Source organism: Gluconobacter sp. Dm-73, assembly GCF_018256215.1.
Classification (GTDB): domain Bacteria; phylum Pseudomonadota; class Alphaproteobacteria; order Acetobacterales; family Acetobacteraceae; genus Gluconobacter; species Gluconobacter cadivus.
Map to the genome: position 1 here is coordinate 100029 of NZ_JAERLW010000009.1, position 22416 is coordinate 122444.

Here is a 22416-nt window from a genome sequence, read left to right on the forward strand (position 1 = left end):
ACTTTTATTCGGGATCTTTTTCAGGGGCGGACGATGATCATGATGACGATAACCATCATCAGGATGGTGGGGACTTCGTTGGCGATCCGGTAGAATTTTTCCGGATGCTGGTTGCGGTCTTCGGCGAAACCGCGACGCCATGTGCCGCAGGCACCGTGGAATCCGGCGAGACCGAAGACGCAGATCAGCTTTGTCCACCACCATCCTGCGTTCCAGTCGATCAATCCGGGAATGGAGGCCAGAGCGCCGCCTGCGAGGAATGTCACGATCATGGCGGGCGTCATAATCTGGCGCAGGAGTTTGCGCTCCATGACCTTGAACCGCTCGCTCTCGGCAGACCCCGGTACCACCTGACAGTGATAGACATACAGGCGCGGGAGATAGAACGTCCCGGCCATCCAGGCGATGAACGCCATGATGTGTAGGGACAGTATCCAGCTCTGATAGGTCGCGAGAAAGTCGGTCATGCGTGTGTCTGGCTTTCAAGCGTCCGGCGCAACAGCGGTACCAACTCGTCCAGATGGGCGATGCGGACCGCGCCTTCGACGGGCCAGAAGGGCGGTGCGGGCATGTCTTCCGGGCGAAGAAGCACACAGGCCATGCCAGCCTTCCAGGCGGCTTCTGCTCCAGTATCGCTGTCTTCGATCACGACACAGCTTTCTGGCAGGACGCCCTCTACTTTTGCCGCGTACAGATAGACGTCCGGGGCGGGCTTGGGGCAGCCCATATCGTTGGCGGAGTGGACGCGGTTTTCGGGAAAATACTGCGACATTCCGGTTTTTTCGAACTTGGCTTCCATCTCTCGGACGGAAGAATTCGATCCGACGCGAACCGGCAGTCCCAAAGACCGTACGCCTGCCAGCATTTCGGGCGCTCCGCCTACAGGTTCTGCGATTTTCTGCATCATCTGTACGAGATTTTCGCGCAGCATGACTGCCGTTTCTGCCGGAAGGGCATGACCGATTTCGTGTTCGAGTTCGGTTACGATCTGCGGCAGGGCCATGCCTGCGAAACGCTCATGCGCCTCTTCGTCGGAGATGGACAGGCCCTTGGATCGGGCGAATTCCGCCGTGGCCCGGCAGGACGGGCCTTCGCTGTCCACGAGCACGCCGTCACAGTCGAAGATGACCAGTTTCAGCTGGCCCGCTGGATCCAGAGCGGTTGTCATACGGACCGTACCGCCTCGACGAGGGCTGCCACGTTTTCAGGGGGCGTATGCTGCATGACGCCGTGTCCGAGGTTGAAAACATGGGGTTTTCCGCGCATTGCGTCGCGGATGGCCTGGGCTTCACGGATCATTGTCTCACCGCCGGAGAACAGGATCATCGGGTCCATGTTGCCCTGAAGGGTGAGGCCCGGAACGGCTTCAGACAGGAGTTCGGAAATCTGGGCCGGGTCGGCGACCGTGTCGAGCGCCAGCGTGTTGATGCCGGTTTTCTGCGCGTATTCGCGGACCATGATGCCGCCGAGACGTGGGAAGCCGATGAGCGGGGTGTTAGGGTGACGGGCGCGGATGTACGCGACGATCTGGCGCGTCGGTTCGATCACGTAGCGGCGGAATGCTGAAGGCGGCAGGATTCCGGCCCAGGAATCGAACAGCATCACGGCTTCCGCACCGGCTTCGATCTGGCCGCAGAGCATCTCGGCGGTACTCGAAGTCAGGGTGTCGATCAGGCGATCGAACAGGGCCGGGTTGGTCTGCATCATGCGGCGGGTTTCAGCGAAATCCCGCGATCCACCGCCCTCGACCATGTAGCAGGCGACCGTGAACGGGCTGCCTGCGAAGCCCAGAAGGGTCGTGACGTCGGGAAGCTCTTTGGCGAGGCGGGACAAGGTCTCGCGCACGGGGGCGACGGCATCCTGTACGCGCTTGGGATCGAGCCGGGCGAGGTCAGCTTCGGAGCGGATGGCACCGAGAACCGGGCCGCGGCCTTCGATGAAGTCCAGAGACTGACCCATGGCCCAGGGCAGGATCAGGATATCGGAAAACAGGATCGCGCCGTCCATGCCGTAGCGGCGGATCGGCTGGATCGTCAGTTCGGTGGCCATGTCCGGAGTCATGCACCGGGTCAGGAAGTCGGCCTTATCGCGCATGGCGCGGAATTCGGGGAGATAGCGGCCTGCCTGACGCATGAGCCAGACCGGAGGCGGCCAGACGGCTTCACCACGGAGAGCCCGCAAAAGCGGTTTTGATGAGGGTGAGGAAGATGCGTTTTCCGAAATCATGCCGCCCACTAATCATAAAAGAAAAAAGAAAGAAATGCTGGAGGTTAAGATGATCCCTGTGGATACCGGGGTACCCGGCTTTCTGAAAATGTACCCCGTCTTGTTCACACTGTGTACAACTCTGAAGGCCGCAGTCTGCAAGGGAGTCGTTGATTCTATCCCGAATTGCCCACAGAGAGGCTGTGTACAACCCCCAGTTCCGGCTGGTGTACCGTACAATCCACGGTACTCGGTACTCTTTTCGGGAGGGCAGGTACTATCCCCATGTACCCCAGTACTGACGCAATGCCTTCACAGGGTTTCTTGCAGTACTCGTCCTCCTTTCCGCAGTCGATAGTACGGAGTCGTACATCATGATGTCTTTCAGTACTTCCCTGATTCTTGCCAGCGGGTCGTCAGCCCGGCGTATGTTGCTCGAAAATGCAGGTCTTACGGTGCAGGCCAGACCGGTCGATCTCGATGAGGAAGCACTGCGGCGATCCTGTGAGGTACAGGGACAGACGCTTTCGGAAACGGCGATCGCTCTGGCAGATGCAAAAGCCAATCTCGCGACACGGGATGTGGGCTTCGAGGATCTGACTGTGGCTGCGGACCAGATTCTCGATTTGGACGGGATGGCCTTTGCCAAGCCGGGCTCTGTGGCGGAGGCAGGAGAGCATCTGCGTCGGCTGCGGGGGCGGACGCATGTTCTGCGCACGGCGGTGGTTCTCTATAAGGGGGACGAGAAAATCTGGGAGCATCTGGCATCGCCGCGTTTGACGATGCGGGAGTTTTCGGAGGCATTTCTTGAGGCCTATCTGAAGCGGGAAGGGGCTGCCATCTTGTCCTGTGTGGGCGCGTATCGGCTGGAAGGCCCCGGAATACAGCTTTTTTCGGCTGTCGAAGGGGCACAGGATGCCGTTCTGGGGCTGCCGCTGCTTCCGTTATTGGAGGAACTGCGGAGGCTGAAGGCGATTTCTGCGTGAAAACTGCTGTCGAAATCTGTTTTTCAGGCTTGTCAGGGCGAAATCATGACGATATACCGCCCTCATCCGGCTCCGTCCCAAAGGGGCCGCAGATGAAACATGTGGGGCCATAGCTCAGTTGGGAGAGCGCCTGAATGGCATTCAGGAGGTCGTCGGTTCGATCCCGATTGGCTCCACCAGTTTCCTTCTCTCCTAAAAATATGAAATTTCCGGTCCGGCTCTGCTGTGGTTGATCTATGTCTGTTGACGCGGACGTTCAGCTCTCATACGGCAGTCAAATGCAGACCGGAACGCCTCACACTTCTTTGCCGACCCTCATGAATGCTGAGCAGCAGGCCCCTTGGGGCAGCTGGCTGACGCGGACGGTATTGCCGTTCTGGAGCGATGTGGGGTTTGATCGCACACGCGGTCTGTATCACGAGCGTCTGACATTTTCCGGAGAGCCTCTGGTTCTGGAAGCGTCGCGGCTGATGGTGCAGGCGCGGCAGATTTCGACATTCTGTCGGGCGGCGCTGGATGGGCTGCATGAGGCGTCCGAGCAGGCGCTGATGTGTCTGGAAAAGGTCGAGCGGCTTTATCGCCATCGGGACGGGCAGGCGGGGTGGATCTTTTCCGTCGCACCGGACGGAACGCCGGTCGGGACGAAACGGGACCTCTATGCGCATGCCTTCATTCTGTTTGCCTATGGCTGGGCGTATCGCCTGAGTGGCAATCCGGATTTTCTGGCAGTGGCGCGGCAGACGGTGCTGGAACTGCATCAGATTTTCCGGGCGGAGCATGGCGGCTTTCTGGACGAGGTGCCGCTGACGGGAGCGGTCCGGCATCAGAATCCGCATATGCATCTGCTTGAGGCGTTTCTGGTGCTGTTCGAGGTTTCGGGAGACAGCTTTTATCTGGACGAAGCGCGCTCTCTGGTGCGTCTGGCGCTGGGGAAATTTATCCAGCCCGGATCGGGGGCGCTTCTTGAAGATTTCATGACAGACTGGCGCCCGACGGCTCCTGTGGGGAGCAACCGGGTAGAACCGGGGCATCTCTTTGAATGGGCTTGGCTGCTGGGAGAGTATCTGCGTCTTGAGCCGGGAACGCCGGACGCCGGGGCGATTGGCCGGGCGGCGGACGGGTTGTTCGCGTTCGGAATAGCGCATGGCGTGGGGCGTGTCGGAGAGGGCGCTGTCGTGTGGGATGCCGTGACGGAGAGAGGGCAGACCGTTGAAAAGGCAACGCGGATCTGGCCGCAGACCGAGCTTTGCCGCCTACTTGTCTGTCGGAATGAGAGGCCGGATATTCTGCGGGGGCTGACGGAACATTTCTTTGGAACGTTTAGTCCCGATCAGAAGAGCGCTTTGTGGGTGGATCGCTTCGACGCCTTTGGAAACGTGACAGTCTCGGACGTTCCGGCCAGTTCGCTCTACCATATTTATGGTGCGGCGCGGGAGTTCTGCGGACGTTAGACGGGTGAACCCGCTGCCATCCTATGTTAGCGTCACTTTCGGTAAACATGTCGGCAGCGACGGTGACTTCTGACAGGTGCTGCCCTGAGCGTCTTCTGAAGGAGAAATAGGATGCGTTACTCGAACGGTCTCTTCGCGGGTCTTGTGGCCGCTGCTCTTGTTGCGTCCTCGGCCCATGCCCAGTCCATTCCGGGTGTTGGCAGTGCGGGTAATGCCATGAGCGGCATGTCGGGCATGAGTGGCATGACCGGGGGCACCGGTATCATGGGCAGCATGCTGCCGAATGTGTCTTCCGCCAGCACGGGCAATGTTGCGGGTGTTCTGAGCTATTGTGTGCAGAACAACTATCTGAGCGGCAGCAGCGCCACTTCAGCCCTGAGCAGCCTGACGGGCAAACAGGACGTGACGTCCTCCAGCGATTATGCCGCCGGACAGCAGGGGCAGCTTCTGACAGGGGGCAGCAATCCGCTGTCGCTGTCGAGCCTCAAGGGCCAGTTGAAGCAGAAAGTATGCAGCATGATTCTTAGTCGCGCGCAGAATCTTCTCTGATCTGATGAGGATGTCCCGGCCTGTCATGGTTCAGCCGTGGCAGTCCGGGATGTTTCTGGAAAAAGGATAACTGGATCAGTGAAATATCTCGTTACGGGCGGGGCCGGGTTTGTCGGAAGTCATCTGGCACAGGCTCTGGTGGATGGCGGACATGAGGTTGTCGTTCTCGACAATCTGAGCACGGGCCATCGGGCCGCCGTGCCGCAGGGCGCGCAGTTCATTCATGTCGATCTGGCAGATGCAGAGGCGACGGACCGGGCGGTGGCTTCGGGGCAGTGGGATGCGGTTTTGCATTTTGCGGCGCTGTCGCTTGTGGGCGAAAGCATGAGCCAGCCTTTCCTCTATCTGCGCCGGAATTACATCACGGCTCTGAACCTGATCGAGGCCTGCACGCGGCATGGCGTAAAGCGCTTTGTGTTCTCTTCGACGGCGGCGCTGTTTGGTGGCGATGACCGCCCGCCGCTGATTTCGGCGGATGCGCCGGTGGATCCGGGATCGCCTTATGGCGAGAGCAAATATCTGATCGAGCGGGCGCTGGTCTGGGCGGACCGGATCTGCGGCATGAAGAGCGCGTGCCTGCGTTATTTCAATGCGGCGGGTGCGGATGCACAGGGACGTCTGGGTGAGGATCACCGGCCGGAGACGCATCTCATTCCGTTGACGATCGACGCGGCGCTGGGACGTCGGGCCGGGCTGAAGCTGTTCGGGAATGACTATCCGACGAGCGATGGCACCTGTGTGCGCGACTATATCCATGTGACGGATCTGGCCGACGCGCATATCCGCGCCATGGGGCAGCTCGATGAGCGGTCCGTGACGTATAATCTGGGCAATGGTCTGGGCTTTACCAATCTGGAAGTCGTCCAGAGTGTCGAGCGTGTCAGCGGTCGGAAAGTGCCTTGGGAATGGGCGCCGCGCCGTGGGGGAGACCCGGCGGTTCTGGTGGCGGATTCTTCGCAGATCCGCAAGGAAACGGGTTGGGACCCGAAGTTCAGCCAGCTTGATGATATTGTCGAGACGGCCCTGCGCTGGCGTGTGGACCATCCAGATGGATATGGCGCTGCTTAAAGCGGTTTGACCAGATCGGCCACGAGGCCACCAGTGGCGGTCAGGGCATCCTGCGGAGATAACGCGATCAGAAGGCCCTGGCTTCCGCCATTGATGACGACGGGCGGGCCGTCCATGCCGCATTGCTCAAAGGCCGTGGGGACGGCGCTGCGTTGTCCGAAAGGGCTCACGCCGCCGATGCGGTAGCCGGTGCGCTGTTCGGCATCGGGGCGGGAGAGCATCTTGGCTTTCCGGCCTCCAAAGGCCTGTGCCACGCGGGCGAAATCCAGTTCGCGATCCGCAGGCAGCACCACGCAGGCGGGGCGTCCGTCGATCTGAACCATCAGGGTCTTGAGGACGTGATCCGGCGACAGGCCCAGCGCTGCGGCGGCGGCCACGCCGAGTTTCCCTGCTGAGGGGTCGTAGTCATAGACATGGCGTTCATAGGGAATGCCGAGAGCGTCCAGTGTCAGGGTCGCGGATGTGTCCTGCACGTGTCCTCCTGTCCTTTGCGGTCATCACGAGGGGTTCAGGATGGCAGGCAGGCGCTTCCGATGCTAGGGTCGAGGCATGATTCACCCTGTGGTCTGTTCATAATCATGGCTGGCGGTCTGCTGGCCTGCATGCTGGCTTCGGCTTTGCATTACCATCTGCCGCCGCGCATCCTGCCTGCAATCCAGCGGGTTGAGGGCGGGACGATGGGGCATGTCAGCACCAATACGGACGGCTCGGTTGATATCGGGCTCATGCAGATCAATTCGCGCTGGATTTTGCCGATCGCGTCCATGACGCATCAGCCGGTGTCGCAGGTTGCGGCGCGTCTGGCGCTGGAGCCGTGTTTTAATATCGCGGCGGCGGCGATGATCCTGCGCAGGGCGCTGAATGAGGAGCATGGCAATCTGATGAAGGCGATCGGGGATTACCATTCCCGCACGCTGCCGCTCAATCTGGATTACCAGCGCAAGGTTGTGGCCGCGGCGGCGGCACTTTATCTGCGTCAGGGATAAGACGATCCGGTGAGGATGGTCAGGCCGTAAATGTTACTTTATAACACCTGAGCCTTGACCCCTGCCCTGAGGACCATGATGCGTTTTTTTCCAGCTCTGTTGCTGGCTGCACTGATTTCAGGATCTGTAGCCGTCGCTCAGGCCGAGCCGTCGCCCGCTCCCGTGCGTGTGGTGTGCGTTGAAGCAGCTTGGTGCGATGTGGCGGCGCAGATTGGGGGGGCGGATGTGCAGACGCAGGCCCTTCTGGCGACACCGGGAATCGATCCGCATGATCTGACGCCCTCGCCCTCCATGGCGCGCGCCATGGCGGGGGCGACCATCGCGGTCGTGAATGGTGCGACCTATGACGACTGGGTGCTTCCCTTTACGGCTTCCGTGCCGGAGCGGATCGTGGTGGCGTCTCTGGCGGGGTGGCGGCCCGGCGATAATCCGCATCTCTTTCTCGATCCGGCGGCGGTGGGGAAAGTCGCACAGGTCTTTGCGGACAGGCTGTCGCATCAGCCGGGAATTTCCGCACCGGCCGTGGCGGAGCGGTTGGCGGCGTTCCGCAAGCAACTGGACGGCGTGACGGATCGTCTGGCGGCGATGAAGGCCCGTCATGAGGCTGTGCCCGTGGCGGCGGTGGAGCTGGTCGGGGAGACGTTGCTTCGTGATGCGGGGCTGGCTGTGCTGGATGAGAATTTTGCGCTTGCGATCATGAACCATGCGGAGCCGTCTCCGCGCGATGTGGCGCAGGTCGATATGTTGATTGACGGGCGTAAGGTGCGGATGCTGATGACCAATCCGGCGATTCATTCGCCGCAGATCGACCGGTTGGTGGATCGTGCGCAGGCTGTGGGCTTGCCGGTCGTGGCGATTGGGGAGACTTTGCCACCAGGCCAGTCCTGGCAGGGCTGGGTTCATGGCATTCTTCAGACGGTGGAGCAGGCGCTGGGTGATGGCGGAAAATAAGCGGGTCTGCTGTCAGCCGGAGCGCGGGCTGGTTCTGCGGGACGTGACGCTGACGGCAGGATCGACCTGTGTGTTGCGGGATGCGTCCCTGACGGTGCCGCTTTCGGGCATGACGCTTCTGTCCGGGCGGAACGGGGCGGGGAAGTCCACGCTTCTGCGGGCGATGCTGGGGCTGATCCCGCTTCAGGCGGGCGAAATTCTCACGCATGGTTTGCCGCCGACGCAGGCTCGGCAGCATATCGGTTACATGCCGCAGAGTGTGACTGATGCGGCGTTGCTGCTTCCGGCGGTCAGTCATGTGCGCGCAGCGGTGGACGGTGTGCGCTGGGGTCTGCCGCTGCGTTTGCGGTCTCGGCGGGAGGAAGCGGACCGGCTTCTGGCGCTGACGGGGGCTTCGGCATTTGCGCATCGTCCGCTGGGGCTGCTGTCCGGCGGGGAGCGTCAGCGGGTCGGGCTGGCGCAGGCTCTGGCAGGGACTCCGGATCTGCTGCTGCTGGATGAGCCGCTGGCGGCGCTCGATCAGGCGGGGCAGGAGCGGACGGTGCGTCTGTTGCGGGATCTGACGGAGCGCCTGGGGATCGGGATTGTGCTGACGTCTCATGAAACCGAGGCCCTGTCCGGGGCTGTGACACGGGTTGTGCAGCTTGCGGACGGGGGGCTGCATGTTCGAGTTTGATTTCATGCGCCATGCCTTTGTGGGCGCGGCAGTTGTGTCGGTTCTGGCGGGGACGGTGGGCTGGTTCCTGATGTTGCGGCGTCAGGCGTTCGCGGCCCATGCGCTGTCGCATATCGGATTCAGCGGGGCGGCCGGAGCGGTCTGGCTTGGCTTTCCGCCGCTTTCGGGGATGGTGGCGTTCAGTCTGATGGCGGGGTTCGTTATCGGGGCCGAGCGCGAAGGGGAGCGTGGCGTTCCCGCCCAGCGCGACAGCACGATCGGGCTTGTGTTGGCGGCCAGTCTGGGGCTGGGAGCGTGGTTCCTGCACATGAGCAACCGGGGCTCCAGCCTTGCGACTACGCTGCTGTTCGGTGACGTTCTGGGCATTGATGTGCCGACGCTGGAGGCGTTGTGCGGGGTGGCCGTGCTGTGTCTTGGACTGCTGGCGTTTCTGGGGCGCAGGCTGCTGTTTGCCAGTCTGGCGCCGGAAGTGGCGCGGGCGCGGGGTGTTCCGGCGCGGTTAGTGTCGGTGGTGTTTATGGCCGTGGCGGCGCTGGCCTGTGCGGCCTGTGCGGAAGTGGCCGGGGCACTTCTGGCGTTCAGCCTGATGATCGGGCCTGCCGCGACAGCGCTGAAGCTCGGGCTTGGGCCGCTCGCCGGGATTGCCGTTTCCGTCGGGCTGGCGCTGGGATTGTCGTGGGGTGGACTGATGCTGTCCTGGGTGACGGATGCGCCGGTTCCGTTCTGGATCGGGCTTGGTGCTGCCCTATCCTATGCGCTGGCCGACCTGTGGCGGCGGTTCAGAAGTCCGTAGCGCTCGTCAGCTTGAAATGCACCAGAGCGATGAATGCAACCAGCATCACATGCATGATGATCAGCGCTTTCGTGCCAATAACGGGAACATCGTTGGTTGTATCGGGTGTCTGCATGACGTGTATCCTGAAGGGGTTATGAGGCGACAGTCAATCCTGAATGTATTTTGAGTGTATTTTTCGGCTGTTTTCTGCCGAACCTGAAAAACCAATCGTTTCGTGATATGTTATCCCCCTATGGAAAACGATACGAAAACAGTCCGAACCGGACGGGAGCATATTGATCCCGCGTCCATCGAAGTTTCTCCCAATGCCAAGCTGATGCTGATTCTGGCGGCTGTAGTCGCTGCGATCTGCGGCGGTTTGTATGGTTATGACACCGGCATCATCTCGGGCACGCTGCCTCTGATCGGGGATGATTTCCATCTGAATGCCACCATGAAGGAATGGGTGGCTTCCGCGATCCTTCTGGGGGCGATTTTCGGTGCCTTTGGTGCAGGAAGTCTGTCGGAGAAGTTCGGACGGCGGAACACCACCTGTCTGGTCAGTGGCGTGTTCGTGGCGGGAGCGACGGCCTGCTCGCTGGCGCCGGATGTCTGGAGCTTGATTGCGGCACGGTTTGTGCTGGGGTTGGCGGTTGGTGGTTCGACGCAGGTCGTGCCGATGTATATTTCCGAACTGGCGCCGCAGGAACGTCGCGGCACGCTGGTGACGCTGTTTAATGTGGCGATCGGTCTGGGCATTCTGATTGCCAACATCATCGGCTTTACCCAGCGTGTGGCCTGGGGCTGGCGCCCGATGGTGGGTATTGCGGCCATTCCGGCAGCGATCGTGTTCGTTTCCATGTTTTTCATGCCCAAGAGCCCGCGCTGGGTGGCAGAAAATGAGGGCATGAAGAGTGCCATCATCCAGCTTGGCCGCATTCGCACGACCAAGCGGGCTATCCGCCGGGAAGTCCAGACCATTCGCGAGAATGCGGAAGGGATCGAGCCGCAGAACCGGGGTTGGCGCGGTCTGTTCCAGCCATGGGTGCGTCCTGCGCTTGTGGCGGCGCTTGGTGTTGCGTTCTTTACGCAGTGCGGCGGCCTGGAGATGATGATCTACTATACCCCGACCTTCCTGAATGATGCGGGTTTCGGCACGTCTTCCGCCCTTCTGGCGTCGCTGGGTGTGGCGGTGATTTACTGCATCATGACGTTTCTGGGCTGCATGTTCGTGGACCGGATCGGCCGTCGTCGTCTGATGCTCATTATGGGGCCGGGGGCTGCGCTGTCGCTCGTTGGGCTTGGCGTGATGTTCCTGAGCCATCCGGCTCCGGGCAGCACGGGAGCCTATCTGATCGTTGTGTTCCTGCTACTGTTCATGATGTTCAATTCCGGCGGGATTCAGGTGTGTGGCTGGCTGCTGGGGGCGGAAATGTTCCCGCTGTCGATGCGTGGACAGGCGACATCGCTTCATGCCGCGACGCTGTGGGGGGCTGATCTTCTGGTGACCAGCACGGCGCTGAGCATGGCGGAAGCCATCGGGCTGAGCTGGACGATGTGGTTCTATGCGTTCGTCAATCTGGCGTCCGTGATTTTCGTGTTCTTCTTCGTGCCGGAAACAGCGGGGGCCTCTCTGGAAGATATTGAAGAAGCGCTGGTTGAAAAGCGCTTTCGCCCCACGCGTGGGAATACGCGGATCGTGCAAAGCGAAGACGAGGACGTCGAAGCCGCTGCATGATACGCTCTCCCCTTCACGTAGAAGGGGAACCGACCATGACGGATGTTATCGCACAGAGGGTTGCTGCCGCACGACGTGGCAGCAACCCTTCTGTTATCGGGCGGATGAAATCGGGCTGGCTGGTGATCGGGGAGACGCAGCCTCTGCCGGGATATTGTCAGCTCCTGGCCGACCCGGTTGTGCCGACGATCAATGACCTGCACGGCGAGGCACGGGTACAGTATCTGGCTGACATGGCGGCGGTCGGGGATGCGCTTCTGGCGGTCACTGACGCAGTGCGGATCAATTACGAGACCTGGTGTAATCTGGCACCGTCCCTGCATACCCATATCGTGCCGCGCTATGCGTCCGAAGATCCCGAAAAAGCTACGCGCCCGGCGGGGACGGTCTATGATTACGACGCCGCGCGTCCGTCCAGCATGGAGCAGGATGGTGCGTTCATGGAAGCCATGCGCCGGTTTTTATTTCTGGCTCAGGATGTAATAAACCTATGATCGTATCCGCTGAAAACACGTAAAGTTTTCTTTGTTGAGATAGTGAATCCAGGGGTTATTTTCTTGTTTTCTCAAGAGATGGTTATCTTTTCCAAGGCGATTGTTGGAGTAGATTTGCATACAGGTTTGATCTATTTAATAAAAACCACGCCGATTTTTTAAAGAAAGTTATTATGGCATATTATATAAAATCAGCAGAAGATGAATTCGTTATTAGATGCAACGAAGAATTTTCAAAAAATAAAAATCCAAAAAATCCGTTGCGTAAAATAATAATGCTTAAATTTAAGAAATTTCCGGCGTTAGGAATTATTTTTTCTCTGGAAAATTTTGATCCTGATATTGGAATTGAAAGTTTTACTAAATGTTTTAAGAAAATTATTTCCATAGATGAAGCATATTTAAGAGAAAGTATTGGAATAAATTTTTTAGAAACAGGAACTTATCTAAGATGTATACCGTCCAGTGAGACTGTTGATGATTTGGGGTTTCATTATTTAGGATGGGAAGAATTGAATGAATTATATTTTGATGAAAATAAATCTGATGAAAATGTTAAATTAGTTTGCGAAGAAATTATAAAAGCATCTCACTTAGATGGAGATATTATTTTAAATTCAGATTTGGGTTGGGCAAGCTTTGTAAAGGATTTGTATATAATAAAGAATTTTATCAACTTAAACTTAGATATTGATCCAATTATTATAAAAAAATACAAGTTAAAAAATGAAAATTATCTAAACATTATAAAGAAGAATATAGGAAATTCAATAAAAGAAGCTGTTTTTTTCTTAAAAAATCAAAAATCAGATAGTTTTGACATTGTTCCTGATCTTGGTGTTGGAATTCTCTCCGCTTCTTTAAGAAATTATATTGAAAGAGATAGAAATTATCAAGTATTTGAGACAACTCCTATTGAAATCCCAGTGGGATTTATGTCTGCACATAAAGATGCGGTGATGGGGAGAAAGGGTCATGCTTTTTTGACCGGTGGTTCAAATAATTTGATTGAACAATATGATAATAAAAATGAAAAGGATCTAACGTCAGAAGCATGGTACTCCCTATTAAAAATAAGAAATAAAAAAGTAAGTAGTTTGAATTCAAAATTTATTCAAATAATAATACCAGAAAAAATATCTGTTTACCCTGATTTATTTCCGTTTGAAATTAGAACTCCAACAAATAATTTGTTTGAATTAGAAAAAAAACTTCGCAAAGATGATTTTTACACGTCTATTTTGAGTGCTTTTTCTAGAAAAGACTTAAAAAATAAGGAAAATTTATATAAAAAGCTTGATACGCACCTTCAGCCAAGAGGAAGTTATGAAATATTCTCACACATATTGGGATTAATTTTTAATTTTATTTCTGGAGAAAAAGAATTTAATAAAGAAATGATTTTAAAAGGGGATTTGAGTGATCGAATTTTAGGTAATTTCATTTACGATAAATTCTATGAGACTGAAAATGATGAATTTATGTCTGACAGGATTAATGTGGAAACTTTCCATGGCGTTCCTGGAAAGCATACAGGGCAATATTCAGTCTGGAACAATCCATCAGCGCCCGTAAAAAAGAAAGTAATTGCTTTTGGAAATTCTTTTTTTGGAAACTGTCTTGACCAGGGATGTATTGGGTGGTGGTTTTCCAACTATTTAGAAAATTTTTATTGCGTCTGGTCATCAAATATTGATTTTGATCTTGTGGAAAAAGAGAAGCCCGATCTGGTTATCTGTCAGACGGCTGAAAGATTTATGAATATAGTCCCACAATATTAAAGTTAATCAAGATTTTATCTGGGAATATTACGGTCATTCCAGCCTCTCTCGGCTGAGAGCGTAGAAAATCTTATTGTCGTGTTGGTTGAGTTTCAATCATTCCTGGTCTGCAAATAGATACCAGAGCCGGAAGACAACATTCTCGGAAAATCTCTGGCGTTTGAGGTTCTGGTATCTGAACAGCAGGCTCAGGCGCGCAGGGAATGTTTGTGCCGCCGCGAGATCCTGCAGAAGACGCAGGGCTGGGGGAGACAGGTTTTCCGGCTGGTCCAGCAGATGTGTCACGTTGGTGTGGAAGATCGTCATGAAGGCCTTGGGGCCGCGGCGGCAGGCTGCCACGGCACGTCTGATGAAAGAGCCGGTTGCACCGACCGTATTCTGGGCGTGCTGCCGGTAGTAGCTGACGCAACGGTTGTCGAAAATGATCTCGCCGCCTGCGGCGGCTGTCAGGAGATAGGCCCACCAGTCATGCAGGATCGACGGCGGCGGAGAGTTGTTTCGCAGCAGCCTGTGTGTTGCGGCGTTCAGCAGAACCGTATGCCCTGTTGCGATGTTCTGTGTCAGGGAGGCCGGGAAGTCGGGTTTGCGTCGCAGGGTCGGGGATTTCTGGAGAATGGTGAGATTGGCATTCGTCAGATATTGCCGGGCACAATACAGGAGTGGTGTTCCGTTCGGGTGTCGGCGGGTCGCGTCTTCGATTTCTTTCACGGCCCATCCGAGTTTCTGGTGTTCCCAGATGTCGTCCTGATCGGCGAAGGCGACATAGGGTGTGTCTGCCACGATGTCGAGCAGATGGGCATAGGACCCGGCGACACCAAGGCGTTCATGCCGGTTTGCGATTTCGACGCATCGTCCCCGTCCGGGACCTTCTGCAAAAGCGCGCATCTGGCTTTTGGAGCCGTCAGTGGAGGCATCGTCGCGCCAGTACAGGGTCCAGTCCGTATGGGTCTGGGCCAGGATGCTGGCGAGTTGCGCGTCCAGATAAGCGGCACCGTTATATAATGACAGGAGGATGGCGACGTGGCGGGAAGGTTCGGCCCTTTTCTGTGTCATGTTTCGGCACCCGGGCTTAAGGCCGAAAGATGGAGAAAGGGAATCATTCGAACGCAACGCCAGAGAGAGACAGGCAGTTGCCCCCTGCCGGGAGAGGGCAACAGTCGGTCAGGCTTCAGAAAACAGCTTGTGAACGATACGCGTCACGCTGTCGCGCCAGTCTGGCATCTTTACGCCGAAAACGCGATGGAGCTTGTTATTGTCCATCCGGGAGTCCTGCGGACGCTTGGCTGGGGTAGGCCATTCTTCGGTGCGGATGGCGTTGACCTGCGGCATGGTCTGGCCATGTTTCGCAGCTTCTTCCAGAGCAGCGACGGCAAGGCCGTACCATGTGGTTTCGCCGGAGCCGCTGGCATGGAAAATGCCCTTGTACTGCGGTTTCCAGCCATCCCGCTCGATCAGAGCGATGATGGCGAGAATGGCTTCGGCCAGATCGTCTGAACTGGTCGGATTGCCGCTCTGGTCTCCTACGACCTTGAGCACGGGGTTTTTGGCGCCCGCATTGATCATGGTGCGGACGAAATTTTTACCATGGGCCGAATAGACCCATGACGTGCGCAGGATGATGCTTTTGATGTTCGCGGTCAGGACGGCCTGTTCGCCTTCGGCTTTGGTGCTGCCGTAGACCGTCTCGGGAGAGGTGGCGTCGTCTTCGGTGTAGGGCGTGCCCTTGTTGCCGGAGAAAACATAGTCCGTCGAGACGTGGATGAACGGAATGTCTGCCTGTGCACAGGCGGCAGCGAGTGCCGCCGGGCCGGAATTATTGGCGCGGGCAGCGCCCTCTTTGTCCGTTTCGGCCAGATCGACAGCCGTCCAGGCGGCAGCGTTCACGACGACGGAAGGTTTGTATTTTTCAACGGCGGCGGGGATCGTTTCCGGGTGGTCGAAATCAAATTCCGGCCGTCCGATACGGATGACGCGGTCATTGCCGAGCGTTTGGAGGGACGTGGCAAGCTGACCGTTGCCGCCTGTGACGAGAATGGGACCTGTGCCGGGCATGGTCATGCTCACTTTTCGTACTGGAACCAGCCTTTGGATTCCGAGAAATGCGGTGCGACCAGATCCTTGTCGGACAGGACGGCATCAGCTTCGGAAACGGGCCAGTCGATCTTCAGTTCCGGGCAGTTCCAGATGACCGCCCGTTCTGACGCCTTGCTGTAGAGTGCAGTGCATTTGTACTGGACTTCCGTATTTTCCTCGAGCGTGACGAAACCGTGCAGGAAGCCAGGCGGTACCCAGAGCTGCGACCAGTTTTCAGCAGACAGTTCAGCGGCTGCCCATTGGCCGTAGGTTGGCGATCCTGTGCGGACATCGACGGCGACGTCCCAGATGGCGCCGCGTGTGACGCGCACCAGTTTGCCCTGCGCATAGGGGGCCAGCTGGCAGTGCAGGCCACGGACGACGCCTTTCTGGCGCGACAGGCTCTGGTTGTCCTGAACGAAGGGCAGGGTAATGCCAGCGTCGTTCATACGATCAACATTGTAGGTCTCGGAGAAGAAGCCGCGATTGTCACCAAAACGGGGAGGCGTAACGAGAATGACCTCTGGAATGGAAAGACGTTCGACCTTCATGCTGAAATCCTGCCGTGAAAATTTCTAAAAAAGGGTTCCGGCCGCGTATTTCAGCGGACCAGGAACCCTGGGAACAAAATCAGCTGTTGGCCAGTTCCAGAAGCAGGCGGCCCAGTTCGGTTTTGCCCATTTTCTTGGCATGATCGCGCAGCTGATCGGCATTGATGAACTTGTTGCGAAAGGCGACCTCGGCAGGAGAGCCGACCAGCATGCCTTGGCGGGACTGAATGGTCTGCACGAAGGTTCCGGCCTGCATCAGACTGTCGGGCATACCGGCGTCAAGCCAGGCGCAGCCGCGGCCCAGACGGTCCACCTGAAGCGTACCTTCTTCAAGATACATGCGGTTGAGGTCGGTGATTTCCAGTTCGCCCCGGGGGCTGGGCTTCACTTTTTTGGCGAAGTCCACGACGCGGTGATCGTAGAAATACAGCCCGGTGATGGCCCAGTTGGAGTCTGGATGGGTCGGCTTTTCCTCGACCTTGAGGGCTAGGCCGCTCTCGTCGAAGGAGACCACGCCGTAACGCTCCGGATCGCGGACCTGATAGGCGAAGACGGTGGCACCTTCGGGGCGGTTGGAGGCTGCGCGCAGCAGGACGCCGAGATGTTCGGAGAAAATCAGGTTGTCGCCCAGCGCCAGCGCGCAGGGTGCACCCTGAATCCAGTCTTCGGCGATCAGGAAGGCCTGTGCCAGACCGTCCGGGGAGGGCTGGACGCGATATTCGAAAGTCACGCCGAACTGCGAGCCGTCGCCTAGAAGACGCTGGAACTGGGGCATGTCATGGGGCGTCGTGATGATCATGATGTCCCGGATTCCCGCCAGCATCAGCGTGGAAAGGGGATAGTAGATCATCGGTTTGTCATAGACCGGCAGCAGCTGCTTGGAGGCTGCCATCGTCATCGGATACAGGCGTGTGCCCGAACCGCCGGCGAGGATGATGCCCTTCATGGGCTTGGTCTCGATGGTGCTCACTTGCTGGCTCCCAGTCTCTGGCCTGTGTAGCGCTTGGAGCGGATACCTTCCCACCAGGCGCGGTTGTCGAGATACCACTGGACCGTCTTGCGGATGCCGCTTTCGAAATCGTGCGTCGCTTTCCAGTCGAGTTCCTTCTCGGCGTGGGACGGGTCGATTTCGTAGCGGAAATCATGGCCGGGGCGGTCGGTGACGAAGCGGATCAGGCGTTCGCGCGGGCCAGCCGGGTCCGGCTGAAGCTCATCGAGGATGGCGCAGATCTTCTTGACGACTTCAAGATTCGTGCGGGGCTGGCGGGCGCCGATGGCATAGGTTTCGCCCGGTTTGCCGGTTTCGACCGCCTTGACCAGAGCTTCGGCGTGGTCTTCGACAAACAGCCAGTCACGGACGTTTTCGCCTTTGCCGTAAACCGGAAGGTCGCGGCCTTCGATCGCATTGATCGTGACCAGCGGGATCAGCTTTTCCGGGAAATGCCAGATGCCGTAATTGTTGGTGGTGTTGGTGACGAAGGTCGGCAGGCCGTAGGTATGGAACCAGGCGCGGACCAGATGGTCGGACGACGCCTTGGAGGCCGAATACGGGCTGCGGGGATCGTAAGGGGTTGTTTCCGTAAACGGCGGATCGTTTGGCTCCAGATGGCCGAAGACTTCGTCCGTGGAAATATGGTGGACGCGGAAGGCCTTCTTTTCAGCGTCTCCCAGCGTGTTCCAGTATTTGCGAGCCGCTTCGAGGAGGGAGTAGGTGCCGACGACGTTCGTCTGGATAAAAATGCCGGGGCCGTCGATTGAGCGGTCCACATGGCTTTCCGCCGCGAGATGCATGACGGCGTCGGGGCGATATTCCTCGAACAGGCGCTGCATTTCCACACCGTTCACGATGTTCGCACGCGCATGGGAGTAGCGGGGGTCGCCTGTGACTTCGCTGATGGTGTCTTCCGAGGCTGCATAAGTCATGCAGTCAACATTCAGGACCGAGTGGTCCGTGTTCCGGATCAGATGGCGTATAACGGCCGATCCTATGAAGCCGCAACCGCCTGTCAGCAAAATCCGCATTTGAACCTCTTGGTTAAAATCAGGGTCTGGACCCCTGCAGAGTCATTTGATCTTACAGTGTTGTTGGAACAGCGCAAATAACGCTGCGGGAGCTTCTGTAAAATCATGAAGATGATTTTCACGGACTGTTTTCGCCTCTCGCGCTGGCCGGGCTGATGGGCTAATCCCACAGTCGTGCGGAGGCAGGAGAGGCAGGCATGCTGGCTGATACTTTGACACGCTCTTTGACGGATGTTCTGGAGCGGCCCGATCTGCGGGTGATTGCGGATGGGCTGGTTCCGATTCTGGATGTGTCACTGCCGCTTCCGTTCCGGATCGAGGGAGAGCTGGTGCCGGGGCAGGCTTTCTGCCTGCATACGGCGACGCTCAAGCTCGGCGGACTATGTCTTGAGGCCCCGCGCCTTGCGCCGACTTTCCTGCGCCATGCGATTGAACTTATGCGGTTGCTGGAGCCGGGCGCCAATCCGTTTCTGGCCAGCTTTGCCGCGGCGCGCGTGGCGGCGTTGTTTCATGCGTTGGATACTGGTGATGTTGCGCCGCTTCCGGCCTGGTTGGCCGTGTTTGCGGGCGATGTGCCTTACGCTCCGGCCCTTTTTCAGAGCTGGGAGACGCTGAGCGCGTTTCTGCCGGATATGCCGCCTTTCACACAGTCTGAAGCCGAGCGTCTGCAAGGGGTTCTGACCCGGTTGTGGCCCGTTCTGGCACCCGCCGAGAGCCTGATGAGCGGGGGCGGGGATTCCCGGCTGGCCGTTGATCCGCATACCGGGTTGAACCGGTATTCCAGCTCCCATCGTCCTCGGCCCTGGGCGATCACTTTTGGTTCATCGACGGCGTCTTCGCTGTCCGAACGCGGTTTTGGAGGGGCTGAATCCGCTCGACGCACCATGATGAGTGCGCTGCTTGCCAAGCAGGACCCGGATCTGGTTCAGGAAGGTGTCGTGCGCCGGGCTCGTGCGGCGATCGGGGCTCATTATGGTCTGCCGGAGGATGCGGTTCTGCTGTCGGCATCCGGGACGGACTGTGAACTGGCGGTTCTGGCGCTTGTGGCGGCGGGAACGCAGCGTCCGGTGACGTCCATTCTTCTGGCCCCGGATGAAACGGGCAGCGGGGTGCCTCTGGCGGCTTGCGGTCGACATTTTGCGACGGACAGTGCGTGCTCCACGCTGGTGGGCAAGGGCGAGGTGATCGAAGGGTTTTCTCCGGAAACGCGGCTGATCGGTGTTGATATCCGTGCGGCTGACGGGACGGCGCGGCCTGTTGCGGAGATCAATGCGCAATGTGCGGCTCTTGTGCGACGCGAAGCGGCTGAAGGGCGTCATGTGCTGCTGCATCGGCTGGATCAGTCCAAGACCGGGCTTGCGGCACCGGACATGGATCTTGTCTGGGAATTGTGTACCGAGCTGGGCGATCAGCTCAGCGTCGTTATCGATGTCTGTCAGGCGCGACTGAGTCCGTCGCGGGTGGCGGGCTGGGTGGAGCGGGGGATCATCGTCATGGTGACCGGCTCCAAGTTCTTTACGGGCCCACCTTTCTGTGGGGCCATTCTTCTCCCTCCTGAAATTCGCAACCGTTTACCGTCCCTGTCGCTTCCGAAGGGATTGCGGGCTTATGGCAACCGCGATGAGTGGCCGGAAGGCGCGGATGCGTCGGCGCTCAATAACGGTCACAATATCGGGCTGGCCCTGCGTTGGTATGCGGCGCTGGCCGAAATGGACGCGCTGTTTGCGCTGCCCGATCCGGTCATTCGCAGTCGTCTGACGCGGTTCATGACGGAGGCCGTTGCCATGGTGCGGGCCCGTCCTGTCCTGACCATGCTGCCCATGGGCACGCCTTTTGATGACGGGCGCTGGGATGCCGTTCCGACCATCCTGTCGTTTCTGGTGGAGGACCCGCATGCGCCCGGCCAGCCCCTTGCGCTGGAAGATGCGCGACGGCTGCATCGCTGGCTGAATGCGGATCTGTCGCCCTGGGTGACGGAAGGGGAGGGCAGTCTGCTCTGTGTTCTGGGGCAGCCCGTCCCGGTGCCGCATCCGATGCTGGATGGACCGGCGGGGGCGCTGCGTTTGTGTGCGGGCGCGCGGCTGGTTTCGGGAGAGCCGTCGCATGAAGGGCTGGACGAGGAGCGCCGCTTGCAGCGCGAATGCATGGATGCGCGCCGGGTGCTTGGAAAACTGGAACTGATCCTGAAACACTGGGATGTTCTGCTGGACGCGAACCCTGTCCCCCGTTACGCCCCATTAGCATGACCCAGACAGATAAAGCGGTCCCGCACGGGCATTTTCTCGATACGCCGGAACTGCCGAAGGGCGTTACCCGGTTCTGGATGATTCGCCACGCGGTCGTGGAAGCCAGTGCGCGCAAGACGATGTATGGGGCGCTCGATGTGCCGCTGTGCCGGGAAGCAATGGCAAGCCAGCTGGGGGGCTATGCCACGCTGGCGCGACGTCTGCCGATTGATGCGCTGTGGTACAGTTCACCGCTCCAGCGCGCACGCGACACGGCGAGCGAAATCCGTAAGGCGGGAGCATTCTCGCAGGATGTGACGATTGACGGCCGTTTCATCGAGCAGTCGATCGGGGAATGGCATGGAACGCCGCATACGGAGTTCATGTCTCTGCTGCGTCTGCCGCCCAATCCGTTCTGGTCCATTTCTGCCTGTGAACTGCCGCCGGGCGGCGAGAGCATGCTGGATGTCTGTGCGCGTGTGGCGCATGGTCTGGAGGATCTGGCGAATGCGCATGAAGGCGAGGACATGGTTGTCGTCAGTCATGGGGGGGCCATCCGCGCGGCTCTGGCGCATGCGCTGGGCGTGCATCCCGATACGGCGCTGCGGTTTTCGATCCAGAACCTGTCCATCACCATTCTGGAGCGTATCGACTGCCTGTGGCGTGTCGTGACGGTCAACGAACTGCCTGATTTCCGGGGCTGAACTGTGGGGCAGTCTCTGGATTTCAGGGGCTGTCCAGACATGCGAAAAGACCCGGAGCGGGCTTTAGCAGATCAAGATAGAATTTTTGGGAAATAACCGGAGACGGGCATGGTGGGCACACAAGGGCTCGAACCTTGGACCCGCTGATTAAGAGTCAGCTGCTCTACCAACTGAGCTATGTGCCCATGGCCCGTCTACCGGTGGAGCGGCTTATAGCGGGATTCGGCGGGAGGCTGCAAGAGGTTTTTCTTCTTTTCTTCGCGTCTGGTCTGAAAAAGAAGAAAAACCTTATTTTTCAGTGTCTTATTTGCGGTTGAGGAGGCGCATGACGCTTTCGAACTGCTCCAGAGACGTATAGTCGATCTTCAGGGAGCCGCCTTTTTTGCCGTTATAGGAAATATGGACTTTCAGGCCGAGGCGGGAGGAGAGATCGTTTTCGATCTGGAGAATTTCCGCGTCCCGCGATTTTTTGGCCGGGGTCGTGGTCTCTTTGCCGCTGGTGAGGGCTTCCGTCTGGCGGACGTTCAGGCCGCGGGCGATGACGAGTTTGGCGGCAGCGACCGGATCGGGATGGGTGAGCAGGGCGCGGGCGTGACCGGCTGTGAGGGCGCCGTTACGGACATGCGCGCGGACTTCCGGCGGCAGGTTCAGCAGGCGCATGGTGTTGGTGATGTGTGGGCGGGACTTGCCGACGGCACCGGCCAGTTCTTCCTGCGTCAGGGTGTAGTCCGTAACGAGGCGTTGCAGGCCTTCGGCTTCTTCAATCGGGTTGAGATCCGCGCGCTGGAGGTTTTCGACCAGAGCGGCCGCCATCGCGTCCGTGTCGTCCAGTTCGCGGATATGGACGGGGACGCTGTGCAGGCCTGCGAGTTGTGAGGCGCGCCAGCGGCGTTCACCGGCGATGATCTGGTAATGACCCGGCTTTTCCGGATCGGGGCGGACAAGCAGGGGTTGCAGGACGCCGCGTGAGCGAATCGAATCGGCCAGTTCGGACAGGCGCTCGGGGTTCATGTCCTGTCGCGGCTGGAAGGGGCTTGGGGCCAGAATATCCACGGGCAGGGATGAATGTTGTTGTGGTGTGGCGTTTGCGCGTGTGGCGCGGGCCAGTTGCGGCGCCTGATCACCCAGAAGGGCTGCGAGGCCGCGACCAAGACGCGGGGAACTGTCCTTTTTGGCCATCG

The 22416-nt window shown here is 58.3% G+C and carries 24 protein-coding genes and 2 tRNA genes; 14 read left to right on the forward strand and 12 right to left on the reverse strand.

What is annotated here, in order from left to right; translation table 11 throughout:
* Positions 1–20 precede the first annotated feature (20 nt).
* From hemJ to hemE, 3 genes are read right to left on the reverse strand one after another with little or no spacing between them, the layout of a single operon-like run.
* Positions 21–467 carry a protoporphyrinogen oxidase HemJ gene (gene hemJ / locus JK176_RS10805; protein ID WP_194260998.1) on the reverse strand — a complete coding sequence of 149 codons (447 nt, stop codon included), beginning with the start codon at positions 465–467 and terminating at the stop codon, positions 21–23.
* Positions 464–1168, reverse strand: a complete 705-nt coding sequence (locus JK176_RS10810) for an HAD family phosphatase (protein WP_211587861.1) — start codon at positions 1166–1168, stop codon at positions 464–466. The genes hemJ and JK176_RS10810 overlap by 4 nt, the downstream gene beginning before the upstream one ends.
* A complete protein-coding gene (hemE, locus tag JK176_RS10815; protein WP_194260996.1) occupies positions 1165–2226 on the reverse strand; it encodes a uroporphyrinogen decarboxylase in 1062 nt (353 codons plus the stop codon). The genes JK176_RS10810 and hemE overlap by 4 nt, the downstream gene beginning before the upstream one ends.
* Positions 2227–2579: 353 nt before the next feature.
* On the opposite strand from hemE, the gene JK176_RS10820 reads away from it, so the two are divergent.
* The 5 genes from JK176_RS10820 to galE all read left to right on the forward strand — a co-directional run bounded on the left by JK176_RS10820 (position 2580) and on the right by galE (position 6259).
* Positions 2580–3191 (forward strand): Maf family protein, encoded by a 612-nt coding sequence (locus tag JK176_RS10820; protein WP_211587863.1) that lies wholly within the window; start codon positions 2580–2582, stop codon positions 3189–3191.
* A gap of 103 nt (positions 3192–3294) precedes the next feature.
* Positions 3295–3370: transfer RNA gene (locus tag JK176_RS10825), tRNA-Ala, on the forward strand.
* A gap of 57 nt (positions 3371–3427) precedes the next feature.
* Positions 3428–4642, forward strand: coding sequence for an AGE family epimerase/isomerase (locus JK176_RS10830; protein ID WP_249194443.1), 1215 nt, complete (start codon positions 3428–3430; stop codon positions 4640–4642).
* Positions 4643–4753: 111 nt separating this feature from the next.
* The gene (locus JK176_RS10835) at positions 4754–5191 is read left to right on the forward strand and encodes a DUF2501 domain-containing protein (RefSeq protein ID WP_211574832.1); all 438 of its coding nucleotides are present in this window, start codon (positions 4754–4756) and stop codon (positions 5189–5191) included.
* 78 nt (positions 5192–5269) lie between these two features.
* Positions 5270–6259 (forward strand): UDP-glucose 4-epimerase GalE, encoded by a 990-nt coding sequence (gene galE / locus JK176_RS10840; RefSeq protein ID WP_211587865.1) that lies wholly within the window; start codon positions 5270–5272, stop codon positions 6257–6259.
* Here galE and JK176_RS10845 read toward each other — a convergent pair.
* Positions 6256–6732: a YbaK/EbsC family protein gene (locus JK176_RS10845; protein WP_211587867.1), complete on the reverse strand. Its 477-nt coding sequence runs from the start codon at positions 6730–6732 to the stop codon at positions 6256–6258. The genes galE and JK176_RS10845 overlap by 4 nt on opposite strands.
* Positions 6733–6837: 105 nt before the next feature.
* Here JK176_RS10845 and JK176_RS10850 point away from each other — a divergent pair, with 105 nt between their 5' ends.
* The 4 genes from JK176_RS10850 (at position 6838) to JK176_RS10865 (ending at position 9665) form a co-directional block, all read left to right on the forward strand.
* Positions 6838–7245 carry a lytic transglycosylase domain-containing protein gene (locus tag JK176_RS10850; RefSeq protein WP_194260992.1) on the forward strand — a complete coding sequence of 136 codons (408 nt, stop codon included), beginning with the start codon at positions 6838–6840 and terminating at the stop codon, positions 7243–7245.
* A gap of 75 nt (positions 7246–7320) precedes the next feature.
* Entirely contained in the window at positions 7321–8196 is an 876-nt protein-coding gene (locus tag JK176_RS10855; RefSeq protein WP_249194444.1) for a metal ABC transporter solute-binding protein, Zn/Mn family, read from the forward strand.
* A complete protein-coding gene (locus tag JK176_RS10860; RefSeq protein ID WP_211587869.1) occupies positions 8183–8872 on the forward strand; it encodes an ATP-binding cassette domain-containing protein in 690 nt (229 codons plus the stop codon). The genes JK176_RS10855 and JK176_RS10860 overlap by 14 nt, the downstream gene beginning before the upstream one ends.
* Positions 8859–9665 (forward strand): metal ABC transporter permease, encoded by an 807-nt coding sequence (locus tag JK176_RS10865; RefSeq protein WP_062032716.1) that lies wholly within the window; start codon positions 8859–8861, stop codon positions 9663–9665. The genes JK176_RS10860 and JK176_RS10865 overlap by 14 nt, the downstream gene beginning before the upstream one ends.
* On the opposite strand, the gene JK176_RS15125 is transcribed toward JK176_RS10865, so the two are convergent.
* Positions 9652–9780, reverse strand: a complete 129-nt coding sequence (locus JK176_RS15125; protein WP_264815894.1) for a hypothetical protein — start codon at positions 9778–9780, stop codon at positions 9652–9654. The genes JK176_RS10865 and JK176_RS15125 overlap by 14 nt on opposite strands.
* Positions 9781–9900: 120 nt before the next feature.
* On the opposite strand from JK176_RS15125, the gene JK176_RS10870 reads away from it, so the two are divergent.
* From JK176_RS10870 to JK176_RS10880, 3 genes are all read left to right on the forward strand, one after another.
* Positions 9901–11385 (forward strand): sugar porter family MFS transporter, encoded by a 1485-nt coding sequence (locus JK176_RS10870; RefSeq protein WP_211587871.1) that lies wholly within the window; start codon positions 9901–9903, stop codon positions 11383–11385.
* A gap of 35 nt (positions 11386–11420) precedes the next feature.
* Positions 11421–11879 carry an HIT family protein gene (locus tag JK176_RS10875; protein WP_211587873.1) on the forward strand — a complete coding sequence of 153 codons (459 nt, stop codon included), beginning with the start codon at positions 11421–11423 and terminating at the stop codon, positions 11877–11879.
* Between the two features lie 173 nt (positions 11880–12052).
* Positions 12053–13660, forward strand: coding sequence for a hypothetical protein (locus JK176_RS10880; protein ID WP_211587875.1), 1608 nt, complete (start codon positions 12053–12055; stop codon positions 13658–13660).
* A 96-nt stretch (positions 13661–13756) separates the two neighbouring features.
* On the opposite strand, the gene JK176_RS10885 is transcribed toward JK176_RS10880, so the two are convergent.
* The 5 genes from JK176_RS10885 to rfbB form a co-directional block, all read right to left on the reverse strand.
* Positions 13757–14713, reverse strand: a complete 957-nt coding sequence (locus JK176_RS10885; protein WP_211587877.1) for a glycosyltransferase — start codon at positions 14711–14713, stop codon at positions 13757–13759.
* A 108-nt stretch (positions 14714–14821) separates the two neighbouring features.
* The gene (gene rfbD, locus JK176_RS10890) at positions 14822–15712 is read right to left on the reverse strand and encodes a dTDP-4-dehydrorhamnose reductase (RefSeq protein ID WP_211587913.1); all 891 of its coding nucleotides are present in this window, start codon (positions 15710–15712) and stop codon (positions 14822–14824) included.
* Positions 15713–15720: 8 nt separating this feature from the next.
* The gene (gene rfbC, locus JK176_RS10895; RefSeq protein ID WP_194260985.1) at positions 15721–16284 is read right to left on the reverse strand and encodes a dTDP-4-dehydrorhamnose 3,5-epimerase; all 564 of its coding nucleotides are present in this window, start codon (positions 16282–16284) and stop codon (positions 15721–15723) included.
* Positions 16285–16363: 79 nt separating this feature from the next.
* A complete protein-coding gene (gene rfbA, locus JK176_RS10900) occupies positions 16364–17230 on the reverse strand; it encodes a glucose-1-phosphate thymidylyltransferase RfbA (RefSeq protein WP_194261305.1) in 867 nt (288 codons plus the stop codon).
* Positions 17231–17250: 20 nt separating this feature from the next.
* Positions 17251–18306: a dTDP-glucose 4,6-dehydratase gene (gene rfbB, locus JK176_RS10905; RefSeq protein WP_211587878.1), complete on the reverse strand. Its 1056-nt coding sequence runs from the start codon at positions 18304–18306 to the stop codon at positions 17251–17253.
* A gap of 197 nt (positions 18307–18503) precedes the next feature.
* On the opposite strand from rfbB, the gene JK176_RS10910 reads away from it, so the two are divergent.
* Positions 18504–20552, forward strand: coding sequence for a hypothetical protein (locus tag JK176_RS10910; protein ID WP_211587880.1), 2049 nt, complete (start codon positions 18504–18506; stop codon positions 20550–20552).
* Positions 20549–21235, forward strand: coding sequence for a histidine phosphatase family protein (locus tag JK176_RS10915; protein WP_211587882.1), 687 nt, complete (start codon positions 20549–20551; stop codon positions 21233–21235). The genes JK176_RS10910 and JK176_RS10915 overlap by 4 nt, the downstream gene beginning before the upstream one ends.
* Positions 21236–21344: 109 nt before the next feature.
* Here JK176_RS10915 and JK176_RS10920 read toward each other — a convergent pair.
* Positions 21345–21420 (reverse strand) — tRNA-Lys (locus JK176_RS10920).
* 118 nt (positions 21421–21538) lie between these two features.
* Positions 21539–22414, reverse strand: a complete 876-nt coding sequence (locus JK176_RS10925) for a ParB/RepB/Spo0J family partition protein (RefSeq protein ID WP_211587884.1) — start codon at positions 22412–22414, stop codon at positions 21539–21541.
* Between the last annotated feature and the right edge of the window lie 2 nt (positions 22415–22416).